This is a genomic window from Streptomyces yatensis, from assembly GCF_018069625.1.
Classification (GTDB): domain Bacteria; phylum Actinomycetota; class Actinomycetes; order Streptomycetales; family Streptomycetaceae; genus Streptomyces; species Streptomyces yatensis.
Genome location: NZ_CP072941.1, coordinates 9560372 through 9585794, shown reverse-complemented (window position 1 = coordinate 9585794; position 25423 = coordinate 9560372). Strand labels below are relative to the sequence as shown.

24 protein-coding genes are annotated in these 25423 nt (G+C 72.0%); 12 read left to right on the top strand and 12 right to left on the bottom strand.

Annotated features, from left to right (window positions below):
* The first annotated feature begins 21 nt into the window (after positions 1-21).
* From J8403_RS40030 to J8403_RS40020, 3 genes are all read left to right on the top strand, one after another.
* Positions 22-1251 (top strand): cytochrome P450, encoded by a 1230-nt coding sequence (locus tag J8403_RS40030; RefSeq protein ID WP_211127454.1) that lies wholly within the window; start codon positions 22-24, stop codon positions 1249-1251.
* A gap of 14 nt (positions 1252-1265) precedes the next feature.
* Positions 1266-1460, top strand: a complete 195-nt coding sequence (locus J8403_RS40025) for a ferredoxin (protein WP_093469428.1) — start codon at positions 1266-1268, stop codon at positions 1458-1460.
* A gap of 119 nt (positions 1461-1579) precedes the next feature.
* Complete coding sequence (locus J8403_RS40020) at positions 1580-2344, top strand: SDR family NAD(P)-dependent oxidoreductase (RefSeq protein ID WP_211127453.1); 765 nt, start codon at positions 1580-1582, stop codon at positions 2342-2344.
* A 24-nt stretch (positions 2345-2368) separates the two neighbouring features.
* Here J8403_RS40020 and J8403_RS40015 read toward each other — a convergent pair whose 3' ends face one another.
* On the bottom strand, positions 2369-2974 hold the full coding sequence (locus J8403_RS40015; RefSeq protein WP_211127452.1) for a GOLPH3/VPS74 family protein: 606 nt from the start codon (positions 2972-2974) through the stop codon (positions 2369-2371).
* Positions 2975-3069: 95 nt separating this feature from the next.
* Positions 3070-4362 carry a helix-turn-helix transcriptional regulator gene (locus J8403_RS44495; protein ID WP_211127451.1) on the bottom strand — a complete coding sequence of 431 codons (1293 nt, stop codon included), beginning with the start codon at positions 4360-4362 and terminating at the stop codon, positions 3070-3072.
* A gap of 154 nt (positions 4363-4516) precedes the next feature.
* Between J8403_RS44495 and J8403_RS40005 the strand changes: the two genes are divergently transcribed.
* Complete coding sequence (locus J8403_RS40005; RefSeq protein ID WP_211128668.1) at positions 4517-5425, top strand: NADP-dependent oxidoreductase; 909 nt, start codon at positions 4517-4519, stop codon at positions 5423-5425.
* Positions 5426-5439: 14 nt separating this feature from the next.
* Here J8403_RS40005 and J8403_RS40000 read toward each other — a convergent pair whose 3' ends face one another.
* Both J8403_RS40000 and J8403_RS39995 read right to left on the bottom strand, forming a co-directional pair.
* Positions 5440-6906, bottom strand: a complete 1467-nt coding sequence (locus J8403_RS40000) for a glycoside hydrolase family 76 protein (protein ID WP_211127450.1) — start codon at positions 6904-6906, stop codon at positions 5440-5442.
* 18 nt (positions 6907-6924) lie between these two features.
* A complete protein-coding gene (locus tag J8403_RS39995) occupies positions 6925-8133 on the bottom strand; it encodes a glycoside hydrolase family 64 protein (RefSeq protein ID WP_211127449.1) in 1209 nt (402 codons plus the stop codon).
* 237 nt (positions 8134-8370) lie between these two features.
* Here J8403_RS39995 and J8403_RS39990 point away from each other — a divergent pair, with 237 nt between their 5' ends.
* On the top strand, positions 8371-8544 hold the full coding sequence (locus tag J8403_RS39990; RefSeq protein WP_211128735.1) for a hypothetical protein: 174 nt from the start codon (positions 8371-8373) through the stop codon (positions 8542-8544).
* Positions 8545-8667: 123 nt separating this feature from the next.
* The gene (locus J8403_RS39985) at positions 8668-9318 is read left to right on the top strand and encodes a TetR/AcrR family transcriptional regulator (RefSeq protein WP_211127448.1); all 651 of its coding nucleotides are present in this window, start codon (positions 8668-8670) and stop codon (positions 9316-9318) included.
* Positions 9319-9324: 6 nt separating this feature from the next.
* Here the strand turns inward: J8403_RS39985 and J8403_RS39980 are convergent, their stop codons facing one another.
* The 6 genes from J8403_RS39980 to J8403_RS39955 form a co-directional block, all read right to left on the bottom strand.
* Positions 9325-10227 carry a triphosphoribosyl-dephospho-CoA synthase gene (locus tag J8403_RS39980; RefSeq protein ID WP_211128667.1) on the bottom strand — a complete coding sequence of 301 codons (903 nt, stop codon included), beginning with the start codon at positions 10225-10227 and terminating at the stop codon, positions 9325-9327.
* A gap of 74 nt (positions 10228-10301) precedes the next feature.
* Positions 10302-11639 carry an MFS transporter gene (locus J8403_RS39975; protein ID WP_211127447.1) on the bottom strand — a complete coding sequence of 446 codons (1338 nt, stop codon included), beginning with the start codon at positions 11637-11639 and terminating at the stop codon, positions 10302-10304.
* A gap of 54 nt (positions 11640-11693) precedes the next feature.
* Complete coding sequence (locus J8403_RS39970; protein ID WP_211127446.1) at positions 11694-12644, bottom strand: catechol 2,3-dioxygenase; 951 nt, start codon at positions 12642-12644, stop codon at positions 11694-11696.
* Between the two features lie 107 nt (positions 12645-12751).
* Positions 12752-13813 (bottom strand): 4-oxalomesaconate tautomerase, encoded by a 1062-nt coding sequence (locus J8403_RS39965; protein WP_211127445.1) that lies wholly within the window; start codon positions 13811-13813, stop codon positions 12752-12754.
* The gene (locus J8403_RS39960; RefSeq protein WP_211127444.1) at positions 13810-14571 is read right to left on the bottom strand and encodes a 4-carboxy-4-hydroxy-2-oxoadipate aldolase/oxaloacetate decarboxylase; all 762 of its coding nucleotides are present in this window, start codon (positions 14569-14571) and stop codon (positions 13810-13812) included. Before J8403_RS39960 ends, J8403_RS39965 begins: the two co-directional genes overlap by 4 nt.
* 80 nt (positions 14572-14651) lie before the next feature.
* Complete coding sequence (locus J8403_RS39955; protein WP_211127443.1) at positions 14652-15320, bottom strand: GntR family transcriptional regulator; 669 nt, start codon at positions 15318-15320, stop codon at positions 14652-14654.
* A gap of 195 nt (positions 15321-15515) precedes the next feature.
* Between J8403_RS39955 and J8403_RS39950 the strand changes: the two genes are divergently transcribed.
* Positions 15516-18092 carry a polysaccharide lyase family 8 super-sandwich domain-containing protein gene (locus J8403_RS39950; RefSeq protein WP_211128666.1) on the top strand — a complete coding sequence of 859 codons (2577 nt, stop codon included), beginning with the start codon at positions 15516-15518 and terminating at the stop codon, positions 18090-18092.
* On the opposite strand, the gene J8403_RS39945 is transcribed toward J8403_RS39950, so the two are convergent.
* Positions 18073-19734 (bottom strand): APC family permease, encoded by a 1662-nt coding sequence (locus tag J8403_RS39945; RefSeq protein ID WP_246586216.1) that lies wholly within the window; start codon positions 19732-19734, stop codon positions 18073-18075. The genes J8403_RS39950 and J8403_RS39945 overlap by 20 nt on opposite strands.
* Before the next feature lie 175 nt (positions 19735-19909).
* Between J8403_RS39945 and J8403_RS39940 the strand changes: the two genes are divergently transcribed.
* The 4 genes from J8403_RS39940 (at position 19910) to J8403_RS39925 (ending at position 23066) form a co-directional block, all read left to right on the top strand.
* On the top strand, positions 19910-20761 hold the full coding sequence (locus tag J8403_RS39940; RefSeq protein ID WP_425519865.1) for a polysaccharide deacetylase family protein: 852 nt from the start codon (positions 19910-19912) through the stop codon (positions 20759-20761).
* Between the two features lie 51 nt (positions 20762-20812).
* Entirely contained in the window at positions 20813-21367 is a 555-nt protein-coding gene (locus tag J8403_RS39935) for a DoxX family protein (protein WP_211127441.1), read from the top strand.
* Between the two features lie 123 nt (positions 21368-21490).
* A complete protein-coding gene (locus J8403_RS39930; protein WP_211127440.1) occupies positions 21491-22531 on the top strand; it encodes an alpha/beta fold hydrolase in 1041 nt (346 codons plus the stop codon).
* A gap of 46 nt (positions 22532-22577) precedes the next feature.
* A complete protein-coding gene (locus tag J8403_RS39925) occupies positions 22578-23066 on the top strand; it encodes a hypothetical protein (protein ID WP_211127439.1) in 489 nt (162 codons plus the stop codon).
* Between the two features lie 70 nt (positions 23067-23136).
* On the opposite strand, the gene J8403_RS39920 is transcribed toward J8403_RS39925, so the two are convergent.
* A complete protein-coding gene (locus J8403_RS39920; protein ID WP_211127438.1) occupies positions 23137-23904 on the bottom strand; it encodes an NPP1 family protein in 768 nt (255 codons plus the stop codon).
* A gap of 325 nt (positions 23905-24229) precedes the next feature.
* Here J8403_RS39920 and J8403_RS39915 point away from each other — a divergent pair, with 325 nt between their 5' ends.
* Positions 24230-25420: an ROK family transcriptional regulator gene (locus J8403_RS39915; protein WP_211127437.1), complete on the top strand. Its 1191-nt coding sequence runs from the start codon at positions 24230-24232 to the stop codon at positions 25418-25420.
* The last annotated feature ends 3 nt before the right edge of the window (positions 25421-25423 follow it).

The following is a 25423-nucleotide window of genomic DNA, read 5'->3' as shown; positions in this document are numbered from 1 at the left end:
CTCAGACGAATTGAGGAAGCGATGACCAGCACAGTGAACCCGGTGGACGAGCGCGCCGCGCGGGCCCCGGAGTTTCCGATGGCCAGGGCGGCGGGCTGCCCGTTCGACCCGCCCCCGGGGCTGCGGAACATGCAGCGGGAGGGCCCGCTGGCGAAGGTACGCCTGTGGGACGGCAGCACTCCGTGGCTGGTGACCGGGTACGCCGATCAGCGGGCACTGCTGGGCGACCCGAGGGTCAGCGCCGACATCAACCGGTCCGGCTATCCCCGGCAGGCCCCGATGCCGCCCGGTGGCACCGGGGTCAGCTTCATCCTGAAGGACGACCCCGAGCACGCCCGGCTGCGGCGGATGGTGACGGCGCCGTTCGCCATCAAGCGGGTGGAGGCGATGCGGCCCGGTGTGCAGAAGATCGTGGACGATCTGATCGACGAGTTGCTGGCCGGTCCGAACCCGGTGGACCTGGTGGAGGCGTTCGCCCTGCCGGTGCCCTCGCTGGTGATCTGCCAGCTGCTCGGAGTGCCCTACGCCGACCACGACTTCTTCCAGGAGAACAGCAAGGTCATCATCAATCGGAACGTCACCCCCGAGCAGCGCTCGACCGCCCATGGGAATCTGATCGGCTATCTGGACGACCTGATGGGCGAGAAGATCGCCCATCCCGTCGACGATCTGCTGTCCGGTCTGGCCGGGCGGGTCACGGCGGGCGAGCTGGCCCGCGACGAGGCGGCGCAGATGGGTGTGCTGCTGCTGATCGCGGGACACGAGACCACCGCGAACATGATCGCGCTCGGCACCCTCGCCCTCTTCGAGCACCCCGATCAGCTGGCCCTGCTGCGCGAGACCGACGACCCCAAGCGGATCTCCTCGGCGGTGGAGGAGCTGCTGCGCTATCTGCACATCACCCACAGCGGGCGGCGCCGGGTGGCGATGGCGGACATCGAGATCGGCGGGGAGGTGATCCGCGCCGGCGAAGGGCTGATCCTGGCCAATGACATCGCCAACCGGGACCCCGATGTGTTCGCCGAGCCCGACCGGCTGGACCTGCGCCGCGACGCCCGCCGCCATGTGGCCTTCGGCTTCGGGGTGCACCAGTGCCTGGGCCAGCCGCTGGCGCGGATGGAGCTCCAGGTCGTCTACAACACCCTCTACCGCCGCATCCCCACGCTGCGGCCGGCCACCGAGCTGGAGCGGATCCCGTTCAAACACGACGGATCCGTCTACGGCGTCTACGAACTGCCCGTGACCTGGTGACAAAGGAGAAGCTCATGAAGGTGACCGTCGACCAGGACAAGTGCGTCGCTTCCGGCCAGTGTGTGGTCGCCGCGATGGAGGTCTTCGACCAGCGCGACGAGGACGGCATCGTCGTGCTGCTCACCCCCGAGCCCCCGGCCGGGCAGGCCGAGGACGTCCGGCACGCCGCGGCCGTCTGTCCGGCCCTGGCCATCGAGATCCAGGACTGACGACCGCACCCGGGCACCCGTGATGGGTCGGCGGAGGCGGGCCCACCCGCCTCCGCCGACCCATGCGGAAGAACACCACCGTCAGCGCGGCACGGATCGCCGCAAACGGAGAGGAACACGTGAGCAGCACCGGACTCGAGGGTCATGGCGTCATCGTCACCGGGGCGGGATCGGGGATCGGCCGGGCCGCCGCCCTGGCGCTCGCCCGGGAGGGGGCGCGGGTGCTGGTCGCCGATCTCGACCGGGACGGCGCCGAACAGGTCGTCGCGGCCATAGGGACACAAGGGGGCACGGCCCGGGCCGTCGTCGGCGACCTGGGCGACCAGCGGGTGGTGGACGAGGTCGTCGCCACGGCCGTGGAGGAGTTCGGCGGTCTGGACGTCCTGGTCAACAACGCCGGTGTCATGGACCGCTTCTCGGCGGTCGCGGACACCGACGACGCCGAATGGGACCGTGTGCTGCGGGTCAATCTGACGGCCCCGTTCATGCTCACCCGGGCCGCGCTGCCGCACATGCTGGCGGCGGGCCGGGGCGCGATCGTCTTCACCGCCTCGGAGGCATCGCTGCGCGGCAGTACGGCCGGTGCCGCCTACACCGCTTCCAAGCACGGTGTGGTGGGCCTGGTGAAGTCCCTCGCGGTGATGTACCGCGACCAGGGGATCCGGGCCAACGCGATCGCCCCCGGCGGCACGGCCACCGCCATCCGGGTCGACGCCCGGCCGGGAGCGCACGGTCCGGCCGTCATCGGGGCCCATGCCGCGACCGCCGGCAGGATCGCCACGGCCGAGGAGCAGGCCGCCGCCATCGTCTTCCTCGCCTCCGAGGCCGCGAGCAATGTCAACGGTGTCATCCTGCCCGTGGACAACGGCTGGTCGGCCGTCTGACGCGGAGGCGAACCGGTCACGCGGTCATTCGCCACGCCAGACGTTGTCGAAGGCCGCTTCCTCGATGGCCCGCCGCTGCCGTTCGGCTTCCAGCTCCATCACGGCGTCGTTCACGGCGGCGAGCACGGTCACGGCCGCGTCGCCGGCCGCGCCCGCGGCGTCCCCCGCGGGCTGCTCGCGGACCCCGATGGCCGCCGCGAGGGACGCGAGGACGGGCTCGTCCGAGGCCCAGCGGTCCATCGCGTGGCGGCGGGCGGCCGAGTCCACCGGTACCGCCTCACCGGCGCGGAGCGGCAGCCAGCCGTGGCGTCGCCGGGTGATCTGCCCCGCGGCCTCCAGGGCGTCCAGATAGGCCGGGGACAGACCGCGGCCCCTGCGCCACAGCCAATCGCCCACCGGCTCGTACGGCGGCCGGCCGGCGAACGAGGACGCGGCCTCGTCCAGCAGGCGATCCCCGGTCGGCGGGCACAGGCGCGGCACGATGCGGTCCTCCTCGATCGCGAGCGCTTCGGCGTCGAGGAGGTCGATCAGCTCGGCTCCCGCGAGCGCGAGCGACAGATCGCCCCGCTCCAGGGGGCGCATGGGCGCCACGTCCAGGGTGACGATCAACAGGTCCCGCGCTGTGGTCATGAAACGCTCCGCTCGCCGTCCCTCAGCCACGATACGTCGCGAGCGCGGGACTGTCCGCCGACGTGTCCCGCGGTGCCCGTACTGTCACCGGCCGCTCAGGAGCCGGTCGCACCCCACGTGTGGGCCAGCGCGGCCGCCTCGCCACGCGAGGTGACCCCCAGCTTCTCCAGGATGTTCGCCACGTGGAACTTCACCGTCGACTCGCTGATGTGCAGCTCCTGGGCGATCTGCCGGTTGCGCCGCCCGCGGGCCAGCTGCTCCAGCACCTCCAGCTCGCGCGCCCCCAGCACGTACAGCGGATCCTTGCGGGCCGGCTGCGGCGCGCCCAGCGGCACGGTGGCCGTCACCATGGTGCCCCACTCCGGGACCGCGTCCACGTCCAGCCGTCCGCCCAGCACGGACAGCCGCTCCCCGACCCGGCGGGCGTCCAGCGCGGTCCGCCGCAGGACGCCGGGGCCGTCGTCCCGTACGGTGGCGCGCAGCTCACCGTCGCCGACCTTCCAGCCGACGTGGACACGGCGCACCGGATGCGGCGCACCGTCGTGGCCCGGCCCCTGCTGGTCGAGCATCGCGTGCACCACGGCCCGCACCACCGCGCGGGCCGCATTGGCCACATCGGCGGGGAGCAGCCGGTCCGCGCCCTCCTCGGTACCGGGCGGGCCCAGGTCCAGCCGTACGGCCAGGCCGCGCAGTTCCGGGCGGAGCGACTCGGCGAGCCGGGCGAAGGCGTCACCCGCCGGCTCCTCCACCAGCGCCTGGTCCCGGTCGGTCCGGTCACGCAGCTCGGCCAGTGCGGTGACGGCGAGATCCACCGCGCGGGCCCGGGCGGTCGGGTCGTCCAGATCGCGCCGGCGCAACACGCCGAGCAGGGCGGACAGGGCGGCACCGTGGGCGTCCACGAGCTCGGCGATGGCCGTGGCCCGGGCCGCGGCGGCGGCCCGCGACTGGGCCAGCGGCCCGGGGACCGCCTCCGCCGCCATCCGGTCGCGGTGCGCGGTCACCAGGTCCCACAGGGTACGGGCGGCCGCCACGGATCCGGCCGGGACGGGGGTCTCCTCGGTCAGGACGAGGACGAGCAGCGCACCCCGCGCGGTGGCGTCGCTGTGGAGGGCCAGCACGGGCACCTCGGCCCCCGCCATCCGTGCCCGGCCCTGCAGGCTTCCCCCGGCGCGCGCCGTCGGGGCGAGGGCGGCCATCTCGACGGTGGTGATGGCGGATCCGGGGTCGCCGGGCGGGTGCCCATGGGTCTTGAACGGAGAATGCGGGCAGTTGCCGGAGAGCTCGGCCAGCGCCCGGTGCGGAATCGCCTCGGAGAGGGCGTCGGACAGGCGCGGCAGGATCTCGCCCAGGGGCGCCCGGATCACATCGACTGCTGCCGTGAGGTCCATGTCCGTCAGCGTAATGGGCCCTCTTCGCGGCCCCGGCCGTTCCTTCGGCCGGATGGAACCGGCCGAAGGAACGGCCGGGGAGGGGCATGTCCCGGCCGAGGATGGCGTTGTCGCTACAAACGCCCTCTCGAGGGGGCTGACGGGAGTGAGAGAGATGAAGGCGATCGTCTACGAGGAGTACGGCGGCCCCGAAGTGCTGCGGCTGAAGGAGACGGAGGAGCCCCATCCGGGTCCCGGGCAGGTGCGGCTGAAGGTCATGGCCGCCGGTGTGAACCCGATCGACTACAAGATCCGCCGCGGCTGGATGCCGCAGATGGGCCCGGCCGCCTTCCCCGCGATCCCCGGTACGGAGGCGGCCGGGCTCGTCGACGAGGTCGGCGAGGGGGTCACCGCTTGGTCGGTGGGTGACGAGGTGCTGGGCTGGACGGACACCGGCGCCTACGCCCCGTATGCCCTGGCCACCGATATCGCGCCCAAACCGGCCGGGCTCGACTGGGAGACGGCCGCCGCGCTGCCCGTGGCGACCGAGACCTCGGCACGCGTCCTCGACCTCCTGCGGCTCGCGGAGGGCGAGACCCTGCTGCTGCACGGGGCCGCCGGTGCGGTCGGCGGGGTCGGCGTCCAGCTCGCGGTGGACCGGGGCGCCACCGTCATCGGCACCGCCTCCCCCACGAACCACGACTATCTGCGCTCGCTCGGCGCGATCCCCGTGGCGTACGGCGAGGGTCTGGCCGAGCGGGTGCGCGCCGTGGCCCCCAACGGTGTCGACGCCGTCTACGACGCGGCCGGCCAGGGCGCCCTGCCCGTCTCGATCGAGCTGCGGGGCGGCACGACCGACCGCATCGTCACCATCGCCGACCCCGCGGCCGCCGATTTCGGTGTCACCTTCTCCGGAGGCGGCGGCAACCGCCCCCTGGAGGCCATCGCCGGCTACGCCCGGCTCGCCGCGGAGGGCGGGCTGCGGGTGCCCATCGTGCGGAGCTTCCCGCTCGCCGACGCCGCCGAAGCCCATGAGCAGAGCGAGGCCGGCCACAGCCGCGGCAAGCTCGTCCTGCGGCCCTGACGGTCGCCGCCCGGCTAGGGGGCCGCGTTCATCAGGTCCAGTGCGCTGTGCTGTCGCGCCGCGTCGGTCTTGTCCAGCGGTCCTGACCAGCGCAGCCCGTACTGGTCCAGGGCGTTGCGGTCGGCGGCGTAGGCGCGGTCGGCCTGCCGTTTGAGATAGGCCGTGAAGGGGTGGCCGGGCAGGGCCGCGTTCAGCTTGGCCAGCCCCCGCACATGGGCGCCTTTGAAGGACGGGCCGTCGGCACCGCAGTCGCCGGTCTCGCAGGGGTCCTTGAGGATGCCGTCGGCCGTGTTGAGCTGGGACGAGGTGGTGGCGGCGGTGCCGATGCGGCGGGCCGTGTCCAGCACGGCACCGTCCCCGGTGGCCTTGTACAGCTCGGTGAGGCCGCCGAGCAGTACGCCCTGGTTGTAGGACCAGACCGGTTGGCCGTTGTTCTTGCAGCTGCCCAGGTCGATGCCGTCGTTGACCAGGTTCGACCCGTTCACCATGCCGGTGCCCTGGAACCAGCTCCACTCCGCCTTCGCCCGCTGGAGGTAGGCGCTGTCGCCGGGGATCCGGTTGTGCAGGGCGGCGTTCAGCTGGAGGTAGAGGGAGTTGGCGATGGCGTTCTTGTAGGTCTTCGCGGTGCTCCACCACACACCGCCGCCACAGGTGGAGTCCCAGTAGGAGGCCATGTAGTCGGCGTCGGCGCGGGCGGTGGCGAGATAGCGGGAGTCCCCGGTGAGGTCGTAGGCAGCCACCCAGGCCAGGCCCCACCAGCCGGTGTCGTCGATGTAGTCGTTGCGGAACTGCCCGCCCTGCGCACCGAGGTTGAGGTCGTAGGTGCGGGCGATCGCGTATTCATAGCTGTGCATGCCCGAGACGCGGATGTTGTCGATGACGGCCGTGAGGGCGTTGGCCGAGTTCCACCAGCCGGTGGTGGAGAACAGCCCGGTCCCGTAGGAGTAGAACGCCATCTGCGCGGTGGCGGCGGCCGTACGGCGGTCCCACGCGTTCCAGGTCGTACGGGCCCAGGGGGTACAGGCGATGTCGGGGCGGTCACCGGCCTTGCCGCAGGCCCGCAGCGCGCCGACGCCATGGGCGCCCCAGTCGTCCACGTTGTACATGAGGGTGCGCCGGCCCCGCTGTCCGGACGGGATGGCGGTGTTGCCGAGGCGGCTGCCCGAGGACCAGCTACGGCCGCCGTCGAACGAGCGGTCCAGCCACACCTCGTCGCCGGGGCTGCCGTTGTCGATGGAGGCCCAGCCCATCGCGTCGGCGTCGTCGAAGTGCAGGGCGATGGAGCGGGAGAAGAGGGTGGCGGTCACGGGGTTGCGGCCCTGCGGGGCGAGCGCCGGGTCACGGGCGTCGCAGTACTTGTTGCAGATGGTGGCGGACGGCGCCGCCTCGGCCGTGGCCGGGAGGAACTGCGTGGCCAGCAGGGCGATTGCTCCGGTGGCGAGGGCGGCCAGGCGGGTGCGCAGCGGTCTGGTGCGTCTCATGCCATGCCTCCTGCCGGTCTAGTTGAAGGGGTCCAGGGTGATGGACGCCTGCTGCGGATTGCCGTCGTGGACGAGCGACTCGTGCTGGCCGACGTCGTCGAAGGCGAAGGCGTACGCCTTGCCGTCGGCCATCTGGGCGTGGATCGCCCGGGCGTACTGGTTGGTCACGGCGTCGGTGTAGAACCCGGCGTCGCTGGTGTCGGGCTGGTTGGAGTTGGTGAGCAGGGTCGTGCGGTTGTAGCCGGCGCACAGGGTCCGCGAAATCGGGCCGCGCACCTGGTCGTTGGGTGCGTCCAGGCGCTTGTAGCAGCCGAAGACGGAGTCGGAGTCCGGCTTCTGGAAGCTGGTGACCACGGCTCCTGCGCCGTTGGTGAAGTTCATGACGTCGCCGGAGACCCGCCCGAAGTACTTGGTGTTCGGCCGGTCGGCGAAGGGCGTGACCGTCAGGGTGGAGCTGGTGTACTTCTGCCACACCCGGTTGATGTAGTTGTCCATCGTGTTGGCGGGCAGCCCGCCCGCCTCGATGCCGTGCCCGGGCGCGAGGGCCCGCAGGAGGGTGCCGTCCGGGCGGGTCTGGATGAGGCCCGCCCAGCCGCCGGGCTGGGCGCGCAGTGCGTTGAAGACGCCGTTGTAGCCGCCGGGCTTGAGGTGGCCGGCGCTCTTCACGCCGCCGTCGGCACCCTGCACGCCCACCGCGTAGGGCGCGGAGAACATGTCGACCTGGGTGCTGTTGATGTACAGGCCGGAGTCGTCGAGGGTGAACTCGCTCCAGTTGAACAGGATGTTCCGGTTGGGATCGGAGGGGTTCTGCACGGCGGGCTGCACCAGGCCGCCGGTGGTGAGCCGGAAGTCCAGCTTCTGGCCGTAGGAGAAGTAGACCCGGCCGGAAAGCTTCGGGATGCGGATCGTCAAGGCCTGGCCGCCCGCCGGACCGGCGATCGACGCGTCGGGGGCCGGGGTGGGCGGGTTGCCGCCGGCGGGCCAGGGGTGGAAGGTCCCGGAGGCGTCGGCCCAGCCCTGCTGGCCGGTCGAGAGCAGGGTGCCGATCGTATAGACGTAGATCTGGTCGCCGCGCCCGGAGTTGTTGGTGAACTTCAGCGGAATCGTGCTCGGCACGGCCGTCCGGGCGGACGCCTCGGGGGCCAGCGCCGACATGCCCAGGGTGAGCAGCAGGGCTGATACCCAGCAGGGCAGGGTCCGGAATCGGGTGGAGACGCGTCTGGACATACATCACCTCTCGCGCGGCGGGACGGCCGCGTCAGCGGGGGGAATGGGGACTCATGGTGCTGAGGGGTGCGGGGTCATCATGGCAGTGAACATGACACTGGTCTAGACATACTCATGTACATACCGACATCACGATCGACATCAGGGCATGGGAGCCCGCCGGCTCGGCCGCACTGCGCCAACCTGGACATTCAGGCGTAAAATCGGCATCGTCCGCACTAGGAGCGGAGGCATCACATGACCGAGCCAGCCCCCTCCCACACCGAACGCAAACGGGAAACCGGCCACCCGGACGTGCCGTGGACGACCCCCTCGCAGGCCGAGGGCGAGCGCGACGACGAACGGGACACCGGCCACCCCGACGTGCAGAGGACGACTCCTTCACAGGCCGAAGGGGAACGGTGGGATTAGACACCGCCTCTCGGCGCCCGGGCCCGCCCGCCGGTCATGTCCCACCGGTCGGCGGGCCCAGCTGTGCGGGCGGGCGGAGCGGCCCTGGGTCGCGGCTATCCTGATCCTGACCGGGGAGGCGAGATGGCACGCGCGACACAGACCGCCGGGACGAGCGGCACCGACCGACCGGCACCGCGCCACCACGGCAACCGGCACGGGCGCAGTGAGCAGGCCCGGCTGGCGGTGCTGAACGCGGCGGACGATCTGCTGGCCGAGAAGGGGTTCGCGGGCGTCACCATGGAGGGCATCGCCGGCCGGGCCGGGGTCGCCAAGCAGACGATCTACCGCTGGTGGAGCACCAAGACCGACGTCCTGATGGACGCCTTCCTCCAGGACGTGGCCGAGGACCTGCCCGTGCGCGACCGCGGTGCTCTCGCCCTTGACCTGCGCAGCTATCTGTCCGATCTGGCCGGGTTCCTCAGCGCGTCCGACGCCGGCGCGGTCTTCAAGGCCCTGGTGGCCCAGGCGCAGCACGATCCGGCGTTCGCCCGGGACTTCCGGTCCCGGTACCTCGACGACCAGCGCCGCCGCGACCGCCTCCCGCTGGAACGGGCCATGGAGCGCGGGGAGTTGCCACCCGGCCTGGACCTGACCGCCGAGACCGACCAGCTCACCGGCCCCCTCTACTACCGCGTACTGGTGACCGACGAACCCGTGGGCCAGGACTTCACCGACCGTCTCGTGGACGCCTTCCTCCACCGCCACGGCCTGACGACGCCGGCGAACGACTGACCCACCTCAGCCGAGGGGCGGCGCCGCACGGGCGAGGCCATGACCCGCCGGTGCCGGGAGACCGTGCACCGGGAGACCCTCCACCGCGAGACCGTCCAGGAACAGGGCCCCCGCGAGCAGTACGGCGCTTCCGCGCGGTGCGATGCCCAGCTCACGCAGGTCCGCGTCCAGCGCGGCCAGGGCGGCGGCTCCCTCGGGCGTGGCGGCGCCACCCGCCTCGAGCACGGTATGCGCCCCCTCCTTGACCCGTCGCAGGCCTGGCGGGCCCGCCCGGTACAGCGGGCCGGTGTCCTGGAGGGTGCTCATCACGGTGAGCAGCGCGTCCAGGCGCGCCTGGCTCTCGGTGGCCCCCGCCGTGCGCGCCCGGGACAGGGCGTCCAGGGCGCGGCGCACATGGGGAAACGCGGCCCGTGCCTCACCGCGCACCCCCGGCGCCCCGTAGGTGACCGAGACCTGCGAGCCCGGTGAGGGCCGGCGCGGTGCGCCGCGGTCGGGGTGGTCCGCGATCCGCTTGGCGGTGGCGGTCACCTCCCCGGGCCCGGCGCCGGGCCGCAGCGCGGCGGCCGCCACCAGCAGGCCCATCACCCACAGTGCGCCATGGTGAAGGGGTCCGGTGGCCGCGCCGCCACCGGCCCGCGCCATCGTCCACTCGGCGCAGCGGCCGATGGCACCCAGCTCCTCGCGCAGCGCCCGGGACGGCTCCCCGGGACGGCGGGCGGCGGCGGCCATGGCCGCGAATCCGGGCGCCAGCGCCTTGGCCGACCAGCGCAGTGCGAGCAGATCCGTACCGGTGGCGCGGGCCCGCAGATCGCGGGTGTCGGCGAGGCCCGGTTTGGGCGTCAGCTCCGCCTGGGCGATCAGGGCGAGCACGGCGGCCCGTGCCAGTGCCTCGTCCGTGGAGCGCGTCATGGGCATGCCCGGAGACTAGACGGCGAACCTTTCAGTGAGATGGGACGTTCCTGTGGCCCCGCTGTGCGGCGCGGTCAGCCCGTGGTGGACACGGGCCGCGCGGTGCCGCCCCGCGGGGTGCGCCGCACGGTACGCAGGCCGGTGAGACCGATCATGACGGTGGCGAACAGTGCGGTGGCGGCGAACACGGTGAAGCCCCAGTCCTGCGCCTCGTGGGCGACGAGCCGGCCGCCGAGCCAGGGCCCGAAGACCGCGCCGAAGCGGCCCATACCGGAGGTCCAGCCGACGGCGGTGGCGCGGTTCTCGGCGGTGGAGCGTCCCGCGACGGTCGCGTAGACCATGGTCTGGGCGCTGAAGAGCCACAGACCGGTGAGGAAGACCACGAGGTAGGTGAGCGCCAGCGGCATATGGACGCCCAGCAGATAGATGCCGATGGCGGTGCAGCCGAACCAGACGGCCGCGACACGGGCGGCGCCGAAGCGGTCGGCAATGCGTCCGGCCACCAGCATGCCGACGATGCCACCGAGGTTGATGACGATGAGGAAGGCCAGGGCGGAGCCGAGTTCATACCCCTGGCCTCGCATCATGGTCGGCAGCCAGGTGCTGACGCCGTAGACGAGGAGCAACCCGCCGAAGGAGGCGCACCAGAACAGCACGGTCGTCCTCCACTGGCCGTCGCGGAACAACGCGGTGAGGGCGTGGCGGCGGTCGGGACGGGTGGTGGGGGCCGGTGCGGTGGCGGGCAGCTCGACCCGGTAGCGGTCGGCGAGCCGGTGGGCCTCGTCGGTGCGGCCGCGGGCGAGGAGGAAGCCGAGGGATTCGGGGAGGAACATCGCCACCAGCGGTACGGCGATGACCAGCGGGGCCAGCCCGACCCAGAAGGCGGAACGCCAGCCGAACGGCTCCACCAGCCACAGGCCCAGCAGCGCCGCCAGGATGCCGCCCGCCTGATGGGCGGTCATCAACAGCCCGATCATGAGGTTGCCACGGCCGCGCGGGGCGTATTCGGCGACCAGGGTGATGGTGGTGGGCAGCAGACCGCCGAGTCCCAGCCCGGCGACGAACCGGGCGACGCCGAAGACACCGAGGGTGGGGGCCATCGCACACACGGCGGAGGCCAGGGAGAACACCGTGGTACAGCCGATGATCACCTTCTTGCGGCCGATCCAGTCGGTGACGGTGCCCGCCGACAGGGCGCCCACCAGCATGCCGAACGTGGCGTAGCTGCCGAGGTCACCGGCCCGGCCGGGACTCAGCCCGAGGTCGGGGTCGTCGAGCATGCCGGGCAGCACGGCACCGTAGACGAACAGATCGAGGCCGTCGAAGAGAACGACTGTCCAGCACAGCGCGACCACGAGGGCGGCGAGTGCCGTGCCGCGCGAACGGGCGGCGGGGGTGGGCAGGGAGGACATGGCATTCCTCTCGTCCTGGAGGCGTGTCCTGCGGGCGAGTTCGGGGGTGGCCGGTCAGTCGACCGGCGGGGTGCCGTGGGTGTGGAAGGACTCGATGGTCTTCAGACCCCACGCCTGGCCCTTGGCGCGCTCGGCCTGGGTCCAGGTGATCAGCGGCCAGTCAGGGGCCAGGACGAGGCGGGTGAGCGGGTTGCACAGCTCGATGCGGTTGCCGCCCGGCTCGTAGACGTAGAGGAAGAACGTCTGCTGGATGGCGTGCTTGTGGGGGCCGGTCTCGATGTGAACGCCGTTGTCCAGGCACAGATCGGCGGCGCGCAGGATGTCCTCGCGGGTGTCGGTGGCGAACGCGATGTGGTGCAGCCGGCCCCGCGAGCCCGACCAGTCCTCGGTGTAGACGATGTCGTAGGACTTGTTGGTGAACGTCAGCCACTGGGCGGCCGGCCGTCCACTGTCGAGGACGATCTGCTCGGTGGGGCGGGCGCCGAGCACATCGCGGGTGAAGGCGGCGTTGGGCGCGACGTCGGAGGCGAGGAAGTTGACGTGGTCCAGGCGGCGCACCCCCACGCCGTGGGCGGGTTTGGCCTGGGGCTGGTTCTTCAGCCCCGGCTTGAGCTCGGGCGGCGCCTCGTACCACTCGGTCTCGTAGTACAGGGCGAGTTCATGGCCGTCGGGGTCGCTGGTGACATAGAGCGGGCCGATACCGGGTTCGTCCTCGACCCAGCGCCCGGGGAGGCCGGCGGCCTCGGTCTCCTGCACCCGGCGGTGGAGGGCTTCCGCACCGGCCGCGCGCAGGGCGGTGCGGCGGATGCCCGAGGTCGGGTGGGCGGTGAGGGTCAGGCTGTGGTGTTCGTAGTCGTCCCAGGTCCGCAGGTGGACCGAGTCGCCGGAGCGGCCGTTCTCGGTCAGGCCGAGGATGGTGGTGAAGAACCACAGGCTGCGGTCGGGGTCGGGGGTGAGCAGCTCGACATGCCCGAGGTGGGCGATGTCCCCGAGCGGCGGGGTCATCGGCAACTCCTTGAGTGAGGCGGTCGGTTGGGGAATGGGGGCGTGACGGGGGAAGGCATGATGGCGCCGAAGAGGAGAGATGAAGGTGGCCGCGACCGGCCGTCGGATCAGGCGGGCCGGGGAAAGACCGTGCCGTCGAAGATCTTCCGCGCGGTGCGCACGACTGCCGTACCCCGTGCCACGGGAGTCGCTCCGTTGTCCACGGCCGTGTCGATGTCCAGGAAGCCGGTGGGGTGTTCGATGCGCAGCCGCTCCCCCGTCGCCGGGGTCCGGGCCACGTCCTCGCCGACGTTTCCCTCGACGCACAACCCGGCGGCGACACTGGCCGCTCCCAGGACGCCGATCGCCGTGTGGCAGCGGACCGGGATGAAGGTGCGGGTCATCACGGTGCCACCGTGGGCGGGCGGGGCCAGCAGGCTGAGCTTGGGCACGGTCGTGGCACTGACATCGCCCAGGCCCATCAACCGGCCCGCCGCCAACCGGATCTCCTGGAGCCGGGCGCCGAGCGCGGTGTCCGCCTCCAGCTCCCCGGGATCCTCATAGCCGGTGACGTTCAGGGCGGACGCGGCGATCAGTACGGTCGGCATGCCGTTGTCCACGCAGGTCACCGGGGTGCCGTCGATGACGTCACGGGCGTGGCCGGTGGGCAGCAGGGGGCCGCCGCCCTGCTGGAAGCCGATCACCAGCGGGGCGGCGGATCCCGGTACGCCCGAGATCTCGGCCGAGCCGGTGTAGTCGACGCGCCGGTCCGGGGTGGGAACGGTCACGGTGGCGTGGTCACCGCTGTTGAGCATCCTGATCCGCACCGGTGTCCGCCCGTCCCGGGCGGCGACCAGGCCACGTTCCACGGCGAAGGGGCCGACTCCGGCCAGGAGGTTGCCGCAGTTCTGCCGGTCGGAGACCTCGGCCCGGTCCACACCGATCTGCAGAAACAGGTAGTCGACATCGGTGTCCGGATCCCGGGAGGCGGAGACGACGGCCACCTTGCTGGTGAGGGGATGGGCTCCGCCGAGGCCGTCGATCTGCCGTGGATCGGGGCTGCCCATGATCCGCAGCAGCAGATCGTTCCGGGCGCCGGGGTCGGACGGCAGGTCCTCCGCGAGGAAATAGGCGCCCTTGGAGGTGCCGCCGCGCATCAGCATGCAGCGCACCTCCTGCGGCCCGCTCATGAGGCGGCCCCGCCGTGGGCGTGTCCGGCATGCTCGGCGTACGGCTGGTACCGCACCCCGAGGCGGTCGAGGGTATCCCGCAACCCGTAGCGGTCCAGGCCCAGTTGGCCCTCGGCGAAGGCGGCCCGGGTGGCCTCCTCCTTCGCGGTGCGGGCCTTCGCCGCCTCGACGGCCGTGGCGGCCGACTCACGCGGTACGCACATCACCCCGTCGTCGTCGGCGAGGATCACATCGCCGGGGCGTATGCACTGCCCGCCCACCACCACGGGCACATTGACGGATCCGGCCGTGGCCTTGACGGTGCCCTGCGCACACACGGCGGCCGACCACACGGGGAAGCCCATCGCGCGCAGTTCGGCGGTGTCGCGCACCCCGGCGTCGATGACCAGACCGCGGACGCCGCGGTGGTGGAGCGCGGTGGCGAAGAGCTCGCCGAACATGCCGTCCGTGGACGGCGAGGTGGTGGCGACGACGAGGATGTCACCCTCGGCGCACTGTTCGACCGCGGCGTGGATCATCAGGTTGTCGCCGGGCCAGCACAGCGCCGTGACCGCGGTGCCCGCGATGCGCACGTCCTGCTGGACGGGGCGCAGCCCGGGGCCGAGGCATCCGGTGCGGCCCATGGCCTCGTGCACCGTGGCCACGCCGTATCCCCGCAGGGCGTCCACGTGCTCGGTCCCGGCACGTGGCGGATCGGTGACGATCACACCGGCCGGCCGTGCGGCAGCGGGCGCGTCGCCCGCGTTACCGTGCGTCATTGCTGCTCTCTCCTTGCTGGACAGGTCGGTGACCCACCCCGCGGCGCGAGCCCCGCGTCATGTGCTCATGTCGTCTGTGCTCACGGCGTCGACGCCGGTGCTTCGCTCAAGGCGTCGATCACACTGGCGAGGTGGGCACGGACGGCCGCCTCGGCCGCCTGTGGGTCCCTGGCCCTGATCGCTTCGATCACGGCCAGGTGTTCACCCAGGGACCGCTGGGCACGCCCCGGCCGCAGCGCGAGCTGGAACCGATGGCGCACCAGCTGTGCGTTGAGCCGCTCCAGCAGCTCCACCGCCACCTGCTGACCGGAGAACTCCCGGATGCGGGCGTGCAGTTGGTGGTTGAGTTCGGAGTAGGTCAGCGGTTCGCCGTCGGCGACCGCCTTGGACATCGCCGTGCCCAGGTCGGCCAGCTCGGTCAGCTGTTCCTCACTGGCCTCGACGGCCGCCTTGGCGGCGCACAGCCCTTCCAGGACCATGCGGCATTCGGTGATGGCCACGGCCTCCTCCACGCTCACCACCCGCACCCGTGAGCCACGGTTGCGGATCCGCTCGACCAGTCCCTCGGAGGCCAGATCGATCAGCGCCGCGCGGATGCTCGCCCGTGTCACATCGAATTGCTCGGCGAGCTCGTTCTCCACCAGCCGCTGGGCCGGTGCCATCTCTCCGCGCAAAATCGCCTGCCGCAGCTGCTCCATCGCATGCTGCTTGGCCTGCTCTCCGGTGCCTGGACGAGCTTCCTTCGGCATCGTGTGCCCTCCCTGAGTGAGTGCCTGTCGAAGGTAAATCTAGGCCAACAAGATTGTCAACGATTCTGTTGCCCATATTGGCGACATAGACCCGTCCGCGTTCCCCCGATTCCGGTCTCGTGACAGGGGAGGCCGGGGTTGCTTGAATGGTGCGGCGGTTCCCCATCGGACCCCGTCGACCGTTGGAGCGTGCCCGTGCCTCTCTCGCGTCGTGCCCTCGTCTCCACGCTCCCCGCCGCCGCCCTGTCGGCCATGGCCCTGCCGCTGCGCGCACGAGCGGCGGGCCGTCCGGCCACCCACGGCGAAACAGCGGCCGGTGAAGCGTCCGGGGCCGCCCACACCCGGCTGATCGACAACACGGTGGCCGTCTTCGCCGGGACGCGCGAGACCGGCGCCCGCCCCGAGGTGCGCGCCAAACTCGCGGCCATCGCCGCGACCGCCCGCTCCCGGCTCACCGCGATGGACCGTGCCGGGCAGGGCGAGCTCTTCCAGGGCCTCGCACTGGGCACGAGCGATCCCAACCTGATCACCTCGTTCCAGTACCTCTACGAGATCGCCCTCGCCACCCGCACACCGGAAGGCGGCGCACCGTCCCCGCTGTCCGGTGACACCGGTGTACAGCGGCGCGTCATCGACGGCCTGATATGGCTCCATGAGCACTATTACGGCGACCAGTCGAAGGGCTACTACGGCAACTGGTTCACCTGGGAGATCGGCATCTCCACCCACGTCAGCAAGATCCTGGCGCTGCTCGCGGACGAACTCGCCGCGTACCGGCCCGAGCTGGCCGCCACCTACGTCGCCTCGATGGACGCGTATCTGCGCAATGGCAAGGCCGGTGACGTCGACCTCGACTCACGCTTCCACACCGGCGCCAACCTCGCCGACATCACCACCAACCGCATCCTCCAGGGCGCCGTGCTCGGCGACGACGCCCGGATCACCAAGGCCATCGCCGACCAGCTGACGATCCTGGCCACGATCGACCCGTACGAGCCGCGGCACGGTGTCACCGACGGCTTCTACGCCGACGGCTCCTTCATCCAGCACGCGTCCGTGGCCTACACGGGCTCCTACGGCAAGGGGTTGCTCACCCGTGTCGTGCAGACCATCAAGATGCTCGACGGCACCGGCTACACCACCGACGACCGGCTGGTCCGCGTCGTCCAGGGGTGGGTGGTGGACGGCTTCGCCCCGCTGATCTTCGAGGGCTGGCTGATGGAGATCGTCAAGGGGCGCGGGGTGTCCCGCCCGGCGACGGGGTACGCCGACGCGGCCGAGGTGGTGGAGGCCGTCGTGGGCCTGTCCGCGCACGCCACCGGCGCCGACGCCACGGCGCTGAAGGGCTATGTCGCGTATCTGCGGCAGACCTCGAAGGCCACGCTCGATCCCGCGGCGTTCGTGTCCCCGGTGAGCATCGCCCGCTACGCCGACATCCTCGCCGACTCCTCGATCCCGGCGCGGGACCTCGGCCCCGCCGAACGCCATGTCGCCTTCAACGCGATGGACAGAACCGTCCACCGGCGCCCCGGCTATGCCTTCGCCCTGGCCCGCAGCTCCTCCAGGATCAGCCGGTACGAGTACATGAGCGGCGAGAACCTGATGCCCTGGTTCCAGGGGGACGGCGCCCACCATCTGTATCTCTCCGGCCAGGACCAGACCCAGGCGTTCGGCATCGACTACCTCACGGCCGTCCCGCCCCACCGCCTCGCCGGGGTCACCGCCCCCGTGGAGACCCGCCGCACCGTCCCCGAGCTCTACGGCACGCTCTGGTACGACAACCCCGAACGTGGCTTCACCTCCTCGTCGGAGGCACAGAACACCTATGTCTACTTCCCCCGCGGCACCCACCCGTTCTCCGGTGGCGCCGCCCTGGGCGGGTACGGAGTGGTGGGGCTCGTCCAGTCCGACGACGTGGCGTACGCCGCGAAGCAGGCGGGCGACCTCCCCGACGATTTCGTGGTGTACCGCAACGCCGATGCCACCAAGTCGTGGTTCCTGTTCGACGACGAGATCGTGGTGCTGGCCGCGGGGGTCGGCGACGCCGCCGGGCGCGCGGTGACGACGACCCTCGACACCCGGATCGCCGCCACCTCGGACACCCTCGCCCTCACCGGGCGGCTCCGTGGCGGTGCGCCCTGGTCCGGCACCGGCACGGCCCCGCTCGCCTGGCTGCGGTACGGCAATACCACCCGGGCCGCCTCGGTCGGGTATGTCTTCCTCGACGGGCCACCGCCCACGGTCACGCTCGACACCGTCACCCGCAGCCGCCGCGCCGTCCGCCTCGCCAACCCCGATACCCCGGTGACCAAACAGCTCTTCGCCGTCACGGTGGAGCGGCCGGCCGGGGCGCCGCACACCTCGATGGCGTACGCCCTCGTCCCGAACGCCACCGAACGCCAACTGGGCGCCTACGCCCGCAGGCCGCTCGCCGTCCTGGCCAACACCACCCGGCTGCAGGCCGTGGCCCACCGGGGGCTGCGGATCACCGCGCTCAACGCCTTCACCCCCGGCACCCACCGCGCCGGGCGGCTGTCGGTGCGCGGACCGGGCTCGGTGCTCCTGCGGGAGGCACGGGACGGCACCTTGGCGATCGCGGTGTCCGATCCGACCACCGCGCGCGACACGGTCCCGGTCGTCATCCGGGGCCGCGGGATGCGGGCCGTGGCGGCGGACGACGGGGTCCGGGTGGGCCGGGTGCCCGGCGGCACCCGGATCGTCGTCACCACCCGCCACGCCTACGGCCGGAGCTTCACGGCGACGCTGCGCTGACCTGCGAGGCGCGCAGATGCCGGGCGCCCGCGCGGACCGCCCACACGAACACGGCGAGGGCGAGGACACCCACCGCCACGGTGTCGTACGGCGCCGGGAGGCGGGCGGAACCGCCGAAGGTGCCGAGCCACGACAGCACGGTCAGCGCGGCCAGATGGAAGACCAGCCAGGCGCCGCGCCGCAGCTCCTCACCCAGGGACGCGCCGCCGTCCTCACGGCGCTGCAGCACGAACAACACCGCGCCGACCAGCACGAAGGGCAGTGCGAGCCGCAGATCGTGCCAGCCCGACCAGTAGACGAACTCGCTGGCCACCACGAAGCTCACCGGTGCGATCCAGCGCACCCCCGGCACCCGGCCCTCGGCCCGCGTCACTCCCCGCTCGCGGTCGTGTGCCCGGAACGCCGCCACGGCGACCGCCGAGGCCGCGTAGATCAGCAGATACATGTCCCCCATCACGCTCACGATGTCCTGCCAGCCGCCGAACGGCAGCATGAAGACGACGATGACCGCCAGGTTGAGCAGCAGCGCCCGGCGCGCCACCCCGGACCGGGGGTGGATGCGCATGAAGAAGCGGGGCAGCAGCCCGTTCTTGGCCAGGGCGTAGGTGTGGCGGGCGTCGATGGCCACGCCCACATAGGCCGATCCGCCCGGTGAGATCACCGCGTCGGCGTAGAGCAGCGTGGCCAGCCAGTGGAGGTTGAGCACCAGGGCGAGCTGCCCGAAGGGCGACTCGAAGTTGACACCCTTCCAGCCGTGGCCAAGCAGCGACTCGGGCACCGTGAACAGGAAGGCCAGCTGGAGCCCGAGGTAGACCAGTACGGCGAGGCCGATGCCGGTGAGCACCGCGGCCGGTACGGTACGGCGCGGATTGCGGGCCTCACCGGAGAAGTCGAGCGGGGCCTGGAAGCCGTTGACGGAGTACACGATGCCGCCACCGGCCAGCGCGGTCAGGCAGGCCGCGTAGCCGTACGGCGCGAAACCGCCGTGATCCGTGAGGCGTCCGGAATGGGTGCCGGACAGGAACAGCGCGACGATGGTCAGGACCGGGACGACGACCTTGAACACCGAGATGAGGTTGTTCAGCCGGGCGAATATCCGCACGGCGAACCAGTTGCACACCGTCAGCACGACACTGAGCGCGACGGCCACGCCGAGCCCCGAGACGGTGAGTGTGCCGCCGCTGTAGAGCCCCGGCAGATAGTGCGCGGCGTACTGCATGATCGCGCTGATCTCGGCCGCCGTACCGCCCACCGAGAGCAGCACGGACCAGCCGATCATCGTGCCGACCAGCCGTCCGCTGGCGTACAGCGGCCAGCGCACGGTGCCGCCGCCTTCCGGGCGGGTGGCGCCGAGCTCCACCATCACCAGGGCGATCAGGGCGCACAGCACACCTGCCGCGATCCAGGACAGCAGGGCGGCGGGGCCGGCGGTCTGAGCGGCGTACAGGGCCGCGAACAGCCACCCGGATCCCAGGATGTTGGAGAACCCGATCGCGGTCAGGCCCCAGAATCCGAGGTCCTTATGGAGTCGTCGTTCCTCGGCGAGCACCGCCGGGGCGGCGTCGGACTCCGGTGGGTGGTTCTGCGGCACGTGGCTCGTCTCCTCGGTGGTGCACGAACATGCAAAGGCCCAGCGTGCCATGCGTGCCGACGGGCGCCATCGACGCGCCCCGGACCTCTGTGCGAGCTCATGGCCCGGCGCGGCCGAGAGCTCATGGCCATGCGCGGCCGAGAGCTCATGGCCATGCCCGGCGATCGACGGAAAAACACACCTCACCAGCAAGAAATCGCCGCATATCGACCGGAGGCGTGTTCTCATGCTTCAGGTGTCCTCTCCCTCCCGCCGCGATGTCCTGCGGTCCGCGAGCGGTGCCGTGGCGGCCACGACGTGCGGCGTCGGCTGCGGGCACCACTCCGTGTCCTCGTCGTCCAGACCTGCCGGTGCCACCGAGACGCCCTCCTCCGGTGCGGCCACGCCCGCCGGACACGCGCCGCGCGGACCGGTGCGCTTCCCCGGACTGCCACCCCAGATCGACCACGGGCCACGCGACGGAAACGCGGTGGCCCTCACCTTCCACGGCCAGGGCGACGGGGAACTGGCCCGCTCGCTGCTGTCCGAGGCCGAGCGGGCCGGGGCCCGGATCACCGTCCTCGCCGTCGGCACCTGGCTCGGCGAGCACCCGGAGCTGGCCCGCCGGGTCCTGGACGGCGGCCATGAACTGGGCAACCACACCATGCGGCACCGCGCCGTCTGCGCACTGCCCGCCGACGAGGCGTACGCGGAGATCACCGAATGCGCCGACCGCCTGCGCCGCCTCACCGGGACCATCGGAAGCTGGTTCCGGCCGTCGCGGGCCCGCACCGCCACGGACCTCGTGACCGGCCTGGCGGCTCGCGCCGGGTACCCGCACGTCCTCTCCTACGACGTGGATTCCCAGGACTTCCAGGACCCGGGGCCGGACGCGGTACGGGAGACGATCCTCGGCCGGGTCCGCGCCGGTTCCGTGGTCAGTCTGCACTTCGGCCACCCCGGGACGCTGACCGCGCTGCCCGCGGTCCTCGACGGTCTGCGCGGCCGCGGTCTGCGCGCGGTCACCGCGACGGAGCTGATGCACTCCGATGGCGTACCAGCGACAGCGGGCCCCGGGAGGCGTACCGACACTGGGTGAGACACCGGGCGGCCGCCCGTGGTGTGCCCGTACGGGAGCGGAGGAGACCCCATGCACCACCGCAAGGATCTCGGACTGCTCGCACTGCGCCTCGGTGTGGGCGGGGTCCTGGCCGCGCACGGCGCACAGAAGCTCTTCGGCTGGTGCGGCGGCGACGGCCTGGACCGTACCGGCCAGGCCATGGAGGCGATGGGTTTCCGTCCGGGGTGGGCCAATGCCCTGGCGGCCGGGCTGGGCGAGGCGGGCGGCGGGCTGCTGCTCGCGCTCGGCTTCGCCACTCCCGTGGCCGGGGCGGCGGCCGCGGGGACGATGGCGGGTGCGGTGTCGGTGAACGCGCCGGCCGGCTTCTTCGCCCAGTCCGGTGGCTATGAGTTCCCCGCCCTGCTGGGATGTTCGGCGGCGGCACTCGGGATCGCGGGGCCCGGCCGTTACTCGGTCGACCACCTCACCCGCCATGCACTGGACCAGCCGTGGCTGATCGCGACGGCGTTCACCATGAGCGCGCTCACGGCGGCCGCGGTGATCAGACGCCGGATCGCGGTGACCTCGGAGCGGGAGCTCGCCGAGGAACGTGGGGGCATCGACGAGCAGGAGCTCGCCGAGTAGGGCGTGCCCCTCCCCCATCGCGCGTCACCGCTTCGGCAGGTGGCGCACGGCGTGCGAGCGTCGCACCCGTGCGCCATGGTGGATGCCAGGGCCCGGGAGCGGTCGCACGGGTGGAGGGTGCGGATGTTCAACAGGCGCGGCTTCGGGAAGATCGTGGGCGCGAGTGCGGTCGGGGCGCCGTTCGCCCTCCGGGCCACCGGCTCGGCGGAGGCGGCCAACGGCGCCGACTTCGCCGTCGACGCGCCGCACACGTCCTTCGCCGCCCTGCGGCAGATCAAGGCTGGGGAGCTGAACGTCGGCTACGCCGAGGCCGGTCCGGCCCATGGCCCCGCGGTGGTCCTGCTGCACGGCTGGCCCTATGACATCCACAGCTATGTCGATGTGGCGCCCTTGCTGGCCGCCGAGGGCTATCGGGTGGTGGTCCCGTATCTGCGCGGCTATGGGACGACGCGCTTTCGGTCACCCCGGACGTTCCGCGACGGCCAGCAGTCGGTGTTCGCCCTCGACCTCCTCGCCCTGATGGACGCCCTGGGGATCGAGCGGGCCGTCCTCGCCGGATACGACTGGGGCTCGCGGACGGCCGACATCGTCGCGGCGCTGTGGCCCAAGCGCTGCAAGGCCCTGGTCTCGGTGACCGGCTATCTGATCACCAACCGCGAGAAGAACAAGCAGCCGCAGCCGCCGAAGGTCGAATGGGCCTGGTGGTATCAGTACTACTTCGCCACCCGGCGGGGCGTGCTCGGGCTGGAGAACCCGGAGTACCGGCGTCAACTGGCGCGGCTCGTCTGGCGGTTCAACTCACCGACCTGGCGCTTCGACGAGGCCACCTTCGCGCGCACCGCCGCCGCCTTCCGGAATCCGGACTACGTCCGCATCGTGATCCACAACTATCGCTGGCGGCTGGGGCTGGCCGCGGGCGATCCCCGGTACGACGGTGTGGAGCGGCGCCTCGCCAAGGGCCCGGTCATCGACGTGCCCACGGTCACGCTGGACGGCGGGCGCGATCCCTTCACCCCCGCCGGGGGCGGTGCCTCCTACCGGGACAAGTTCTCGGGTCCGTATGCCCACCGGACGCTGAAGGGCATCGGCCACAATGTGCCCCAGGAGGCTCCCGAAGCCTTCGCCGATGCCGTGGTCGAGGCCGACGGTCTGCGACGGCGCTGAACACCGCCGCCGGGCCCGGTGCCGCCACGTCCGAAAGGGGCAGGGGATGGCGGAGTTCGAGGTGGCCACCGGCGCCGCGGGGGTCCCCGAGGGCGATGACCGGGGCCGCCGGGCCGCGGTACGGACCGCGTTCGAGGGGCTGCTGCAGATCCGCCGGCTGATGAACGCCGACGCCGCCGACCCCGAGGGTGTGCCCGCCGAGTGGGAGCGGCGGCAGCCGGTGCGGGCCGTGGCCCTCGCTCTGGAGGCCGCCGGTGTGCCGCCGTCGGCCACCGACGCGGAGGGCCGCCGCACGGCGACCGGATACTGCCTCGGCGCGGCGGAGGGGACGGGAACGGCGGAGGGAACGGGGGTGGTGCGGGTCGAGTGGCTGGGGCCGCCGGGAAGTGGCGCCGGGTACGCGGCGGAGGACGCGCTGCGCGACTGTGCGGCCGTGCTGCGGCGGCTGGGCTGGGAGGCGCTGGAGTACCGGGGGGCGCGCCGCCACCGTTACCTCGAGGTCGAGCCGCCGCCGGTCGGGCCTCCCCGGCGCTGACCCGACCTGGGGCGAACCGGCCCGGGAGGCGCGGGCGGTGATGCCACGTCGCCTCCCGGGACGGTGCCGCTCACGCGTTGGGGTCGAAGGGGATCTCGGAGGGCTTGGCCTTCGCGAGGTGCGAGGCGAAGGTGCTGTCCTTGAGGCCCAGGGTGGCGCTGCCGAAGTCGGCCTGGCTCAGCTTGTCGCGCAGCCCGGCGGGATAGCCGTTCCAGCCGACCAGCGCGGGGTACTGCCAGCTCTGGTGGTGGTTCTCCGGCGGCTCGTCGTTGGAGTTGGCCGGGCGGAAGCAGTGGGTGCTCACACCGTCCTTGTGGTACACGACCTTGGGGTGGGTCCCGTCCCAGCGGATCTGGTCCCGGTTGTAGATGTTGAAGTTGCCGTGGGCCGAGGTGGCGACGTACTTGGCCTCGTTGTCCTGCACCCACACCACGACGTGCTCCCAGTCGTGGCGGTGTCCGCCGAGACCGCTGCCGGCCACGGCCTGGTCCTTCTCGAAGTACAGGCCGTAGATGATCGCGCACCAGCCGTTGTTGCACTTGGAGCGGGAGTATCCGTTGGTGTTGTCGAGGTCCCAGGAGTCGCGGCACTGGCCGTTGAGGGCACCGCTCGGGTTGAGCCCGCCCGCGATCGTCCCGTCGGGCCCGATGGCGGGGGTGGGGTAGCAGCCGTCGGTGTCATAGTCGAACGCCGGCTGGAACGTCTGCTCCGTGCCGTCCGCGTTGGCGGGCAGAGCCGTGGGCGGGTCCGCCAGCGCACTGCCCGGAAAGGCCACGACGAGCGCGATGGCGCTGCCGAGGATGGCGGATCCCCTACGGATCCGCGAACTCTTCTTCACTGCGTCCTCCTGAACGACCGCGGCGTGGCACCACGAGGGGGTGGTTGGCATGCTCAGGTCAGCATGATCGCATTCCCTGAGCCGCGGCGGGAGATGTCGCCGTGATGAAGAGTCAGCCAACAGCTATAGCAGGTGAAGTGGGGTGGCGCCCAGGAGGGGTGGCGGTGGTGGGTCCGCGTACGATTTCCGGCGAGACCACTGCCGAGTGGCCGCCCGGGCCTCCGACACCCCTCCTGGGCGCCACCGGCGACCTCGGCTTCCGTACCGTCCGCGACACCTGAGCCTCTTTTATTCCGGGGTGTTGACGAAATAGCGTGGCGTGCCCATGCTGTTCGGCATGCACCCCCATCAGGACGGCCCGCTGGCCCGGCTGCGGCGGGGCCACGAAGACTTGGTACTGGAGCTGTTGCGCAAACACGGCCCGCTCAGCCGGGCCGAACTGGGACAGCACAGCGGCCTCTCCCGGACCACCCTCAGCGATATCGTCACCGAGCTGATCGAGAGCGGCGCCGTGGTCGCCTCGGCGCCGGACACGGCCCCGCGCCGGCGGGGACGGCCGGTGGAGGCGCTGACGCTCAACCCCAGCGCGGGCCAGGCCATCGGTATCGACTTCGCCCGCCGGGCGGTGCATGTCTCCGCGGTCAACGTCGCACACGAGGTGATCGGGTCGGCCAGCGAACCGCATGACCCGGGGCTGCCCTGGGAGGAGCGGATCACCCTGGCCGAGCGGCTGGTCGGCACGCTCGCCGACGGCGCCCTGCGGCTGGGCGCGCTGAACGCCATCGGGGTGGGTGTGGTCGGCCCGGTCGGAGATCCCGACTCCGGGCCGCCGGACCCGTACCCCGCCGCCGATCTGCCCGCCCTGCTGCGCAAGCGTTTCGAGGCACCGGTGCTGGTGGACAACAACACCCGGCTCGCCGCGCTCGCCGAGGCGACCTGGGGGGCGGCGGCCGGCGGTCAGGACGTGCTGTATCTGCGGCTGTCCCACGGTGTGGGCGGCGGGCTGGTGGTGGGCGGCTCCCTGCACCGCGGGGCGTACGGCCTGTCCGGCGAGTTCGGCCATATCGCGGTCGAGTCGGGCGACGGGCGATGTTCGTGCGGCGCCACCGGCTGCCTGGAGACGGTGGCCTCGGTGGGCGCCGTACTCGCCGCCTACCGCCGCGCGGGCGGACACGCGGACGGCCTGGCCGCGCTCCTCGGGGCGCTGGAGGCCGGCGATCCGGTGGCGCTGCGCACGCTGGAGGCGGCCGCCGCCCACATCGGCACCGTGCTGGCGGCGGTGTGCAACGCGGTCGGCCCCGGGGTGATCGTGCTCGGTGGCGAACTCGCCGCGGCCGGCACACCGCTCTTCGAGCCGGTCGAACGGGCGCTGCGCGCACACATCATGCCGATCTCACGGGACCGTGTGGACCTGAGGCCGGCGACGCTCGGCGAGGCCGGTGGCGCCCTGGGCGCCATCGCCCTTGTCCTGCATGAATCCCCCCTGCTCAGCCATTACCCGGCCCGTCCGGGCTGAACG

What these genes read in the sequence shown, in the direction of transcription:
- J8403_RS40030 (WP_211127454.1), top strand. Translation starts at nt 22, where the DNA reads ATGACCAGCACAGTGAACCCGGTGGACGAGCGCGCCGCGCGGGCCCCG.
- J8403_RS40025 (WP_093469428.1), top strand. Translation starts at nt 1,266, where the DNA reads ATGAAGGTGACCGTCGACCAGGACAAGTGCGTCGCTTCCGGCCAGTGT.
- J8403_RS40015 (WP_211127452.1), bottom strand. Translation starts at nt 2,974, where the DNA reads ATGACCACAGCGCGGGACCTGTTGATCGTCACCCTGGACGTGGCGCCC.
- J8403_RS44495 (WP_211127451.1), bottom strand. Translation starts at nt 4,362, where the DNA reads ATGGACCTCACGGCAGCAGTCGATGTGATCCGGGCGCCCCTGGGCGAG.
- J8403_RS40005 (WP_211128668.1), top strand. Translation starts at nt 4,517, where the DNA reads ATGAAGGCGATCGTCTACGAGGAGTACGGCGGCCCCGAAGTGCTGCGG.
- J8403_RS40000 (WP_211127450.1), bottom strand. Translation starts at nt 6,906, where the DNA reads ATGAGACGCACCAGACCGCTGCGCACCCGCCTGGCCGCCCTCGCCACC.
- J8403_RS39995 (WP_211127449.1), bottom strand. Translation starts at nt 8,133, where the DNA reads ATGTCCAGACGCGTCTCCACCCGATTCCGGACCCTGCCCTGCTGGGTA.
- J8403_RS39990 (WP_211128735.1), top strand. Translation starts at nt 8,371, where the DNA reads ATGACCGAGCCAGCCCCCTCCCACACCGAACGCAAACGGGAAACCGGC.
- J8403_RS39985 (WP_211127448.1), top strand. Translation starts at nt 8,668, where the DNA reads ATGGCACGCGCGACACAGACCGCCGGGACGAGCGGCACCGACCGACCG.
- J8403_RS39980 (WP_211128667.1), bottom strand. Translation starts at nt 10,227, where the DNA reads ATGACGCGCTCCACGGACGAGGCACTGGCACGGGCCGCCGTGCTCGCC.
- J8403_RS39975 (WP_211127447.1), bottom strand. Translation starts at nt 11,639, where the DNA reads ATGTCCTCCCTGCCCACCCCCGCCGCCCGTTCGCGCGGCACGGCACTC.
- J8403_RS39970 (WP_211127446.1), bottom strand. Translation starts at nt 12,644, where the DNA reads ATGACCCCGCCGCTCGGGGACATCGCCCACCTCGGGCATGTCGAGCTG.
- J8403_RS39965 (WP_211127445.1), bottom strand. Translation starts at nt 13,813, where the DNA reads ATGAGCGGGCCGCAGGAGGTGCGCTGCATGCTGATGCGCGGCGGCACC.
- J8403_RS39960 (WP_211127444.1), bottom strand. Translation starts at nt 14,571, where the DNA reads ATGACGCACGGTAACGCGGGCGACGCGCCCGCTGCCGCACGGCCGGCC.
- J8403_RS39955 (WP_211127443.1), bottom strand. Translation starts at nt 15,320, where the DNA reads ATGCCGAAGGAAGCTCGTCCAGGCACCGGAGAGCAGGCCAAGCAGCAT.
- J8403_RS39945 (WP_246586216.1), bottom strand. Translation starts at nt 19,734, where the DNA reads ATGGCACGCTGGGCCTTTGCATGTTCGTGCACCACCGAGGAGACGAGC.
- J8403_RS39940 (WP_425519865.1), top strand. Translation starts at nt 19,910, where the DNA reads ATGCTTCAGGTGTCCTCTCCCTCCCGCCGCGATGTCCTGCGGTCCGCG.
- J8403_RS39935 (WP_211127441.1), top strand. Translation starts at nt 20,813, where the DNA reads ATGCACCACCGCAAGGATCTCGGACTGCTCGCACTGCGCCTCGGTGTG.
- J8403_RS39930 (WP_211127440.1), top strand. Translation starts at nt 21,491, where the DNA reads ATGTTCAACAGGCGCGGCTTCGGGAAGATCGTGGGCGCGAGTGCGGTC.
- J8403_RS39925 (WP_211127439.1), top strand. Translation starts at nt 22,578, where the DNA reads ATGGCGGAGTTCGAGGTGGCCACCGGCGCCGCGGGGGTCCCCGAGGGC.
- J8403_RS39915 (WP_211127437.1), top strand. Translation starts at nt 24,230, where the DNA reads ATGCTGTTCGGCATGCACCCCCATCAGGACGGCCCGCTGGCCCGGCTG.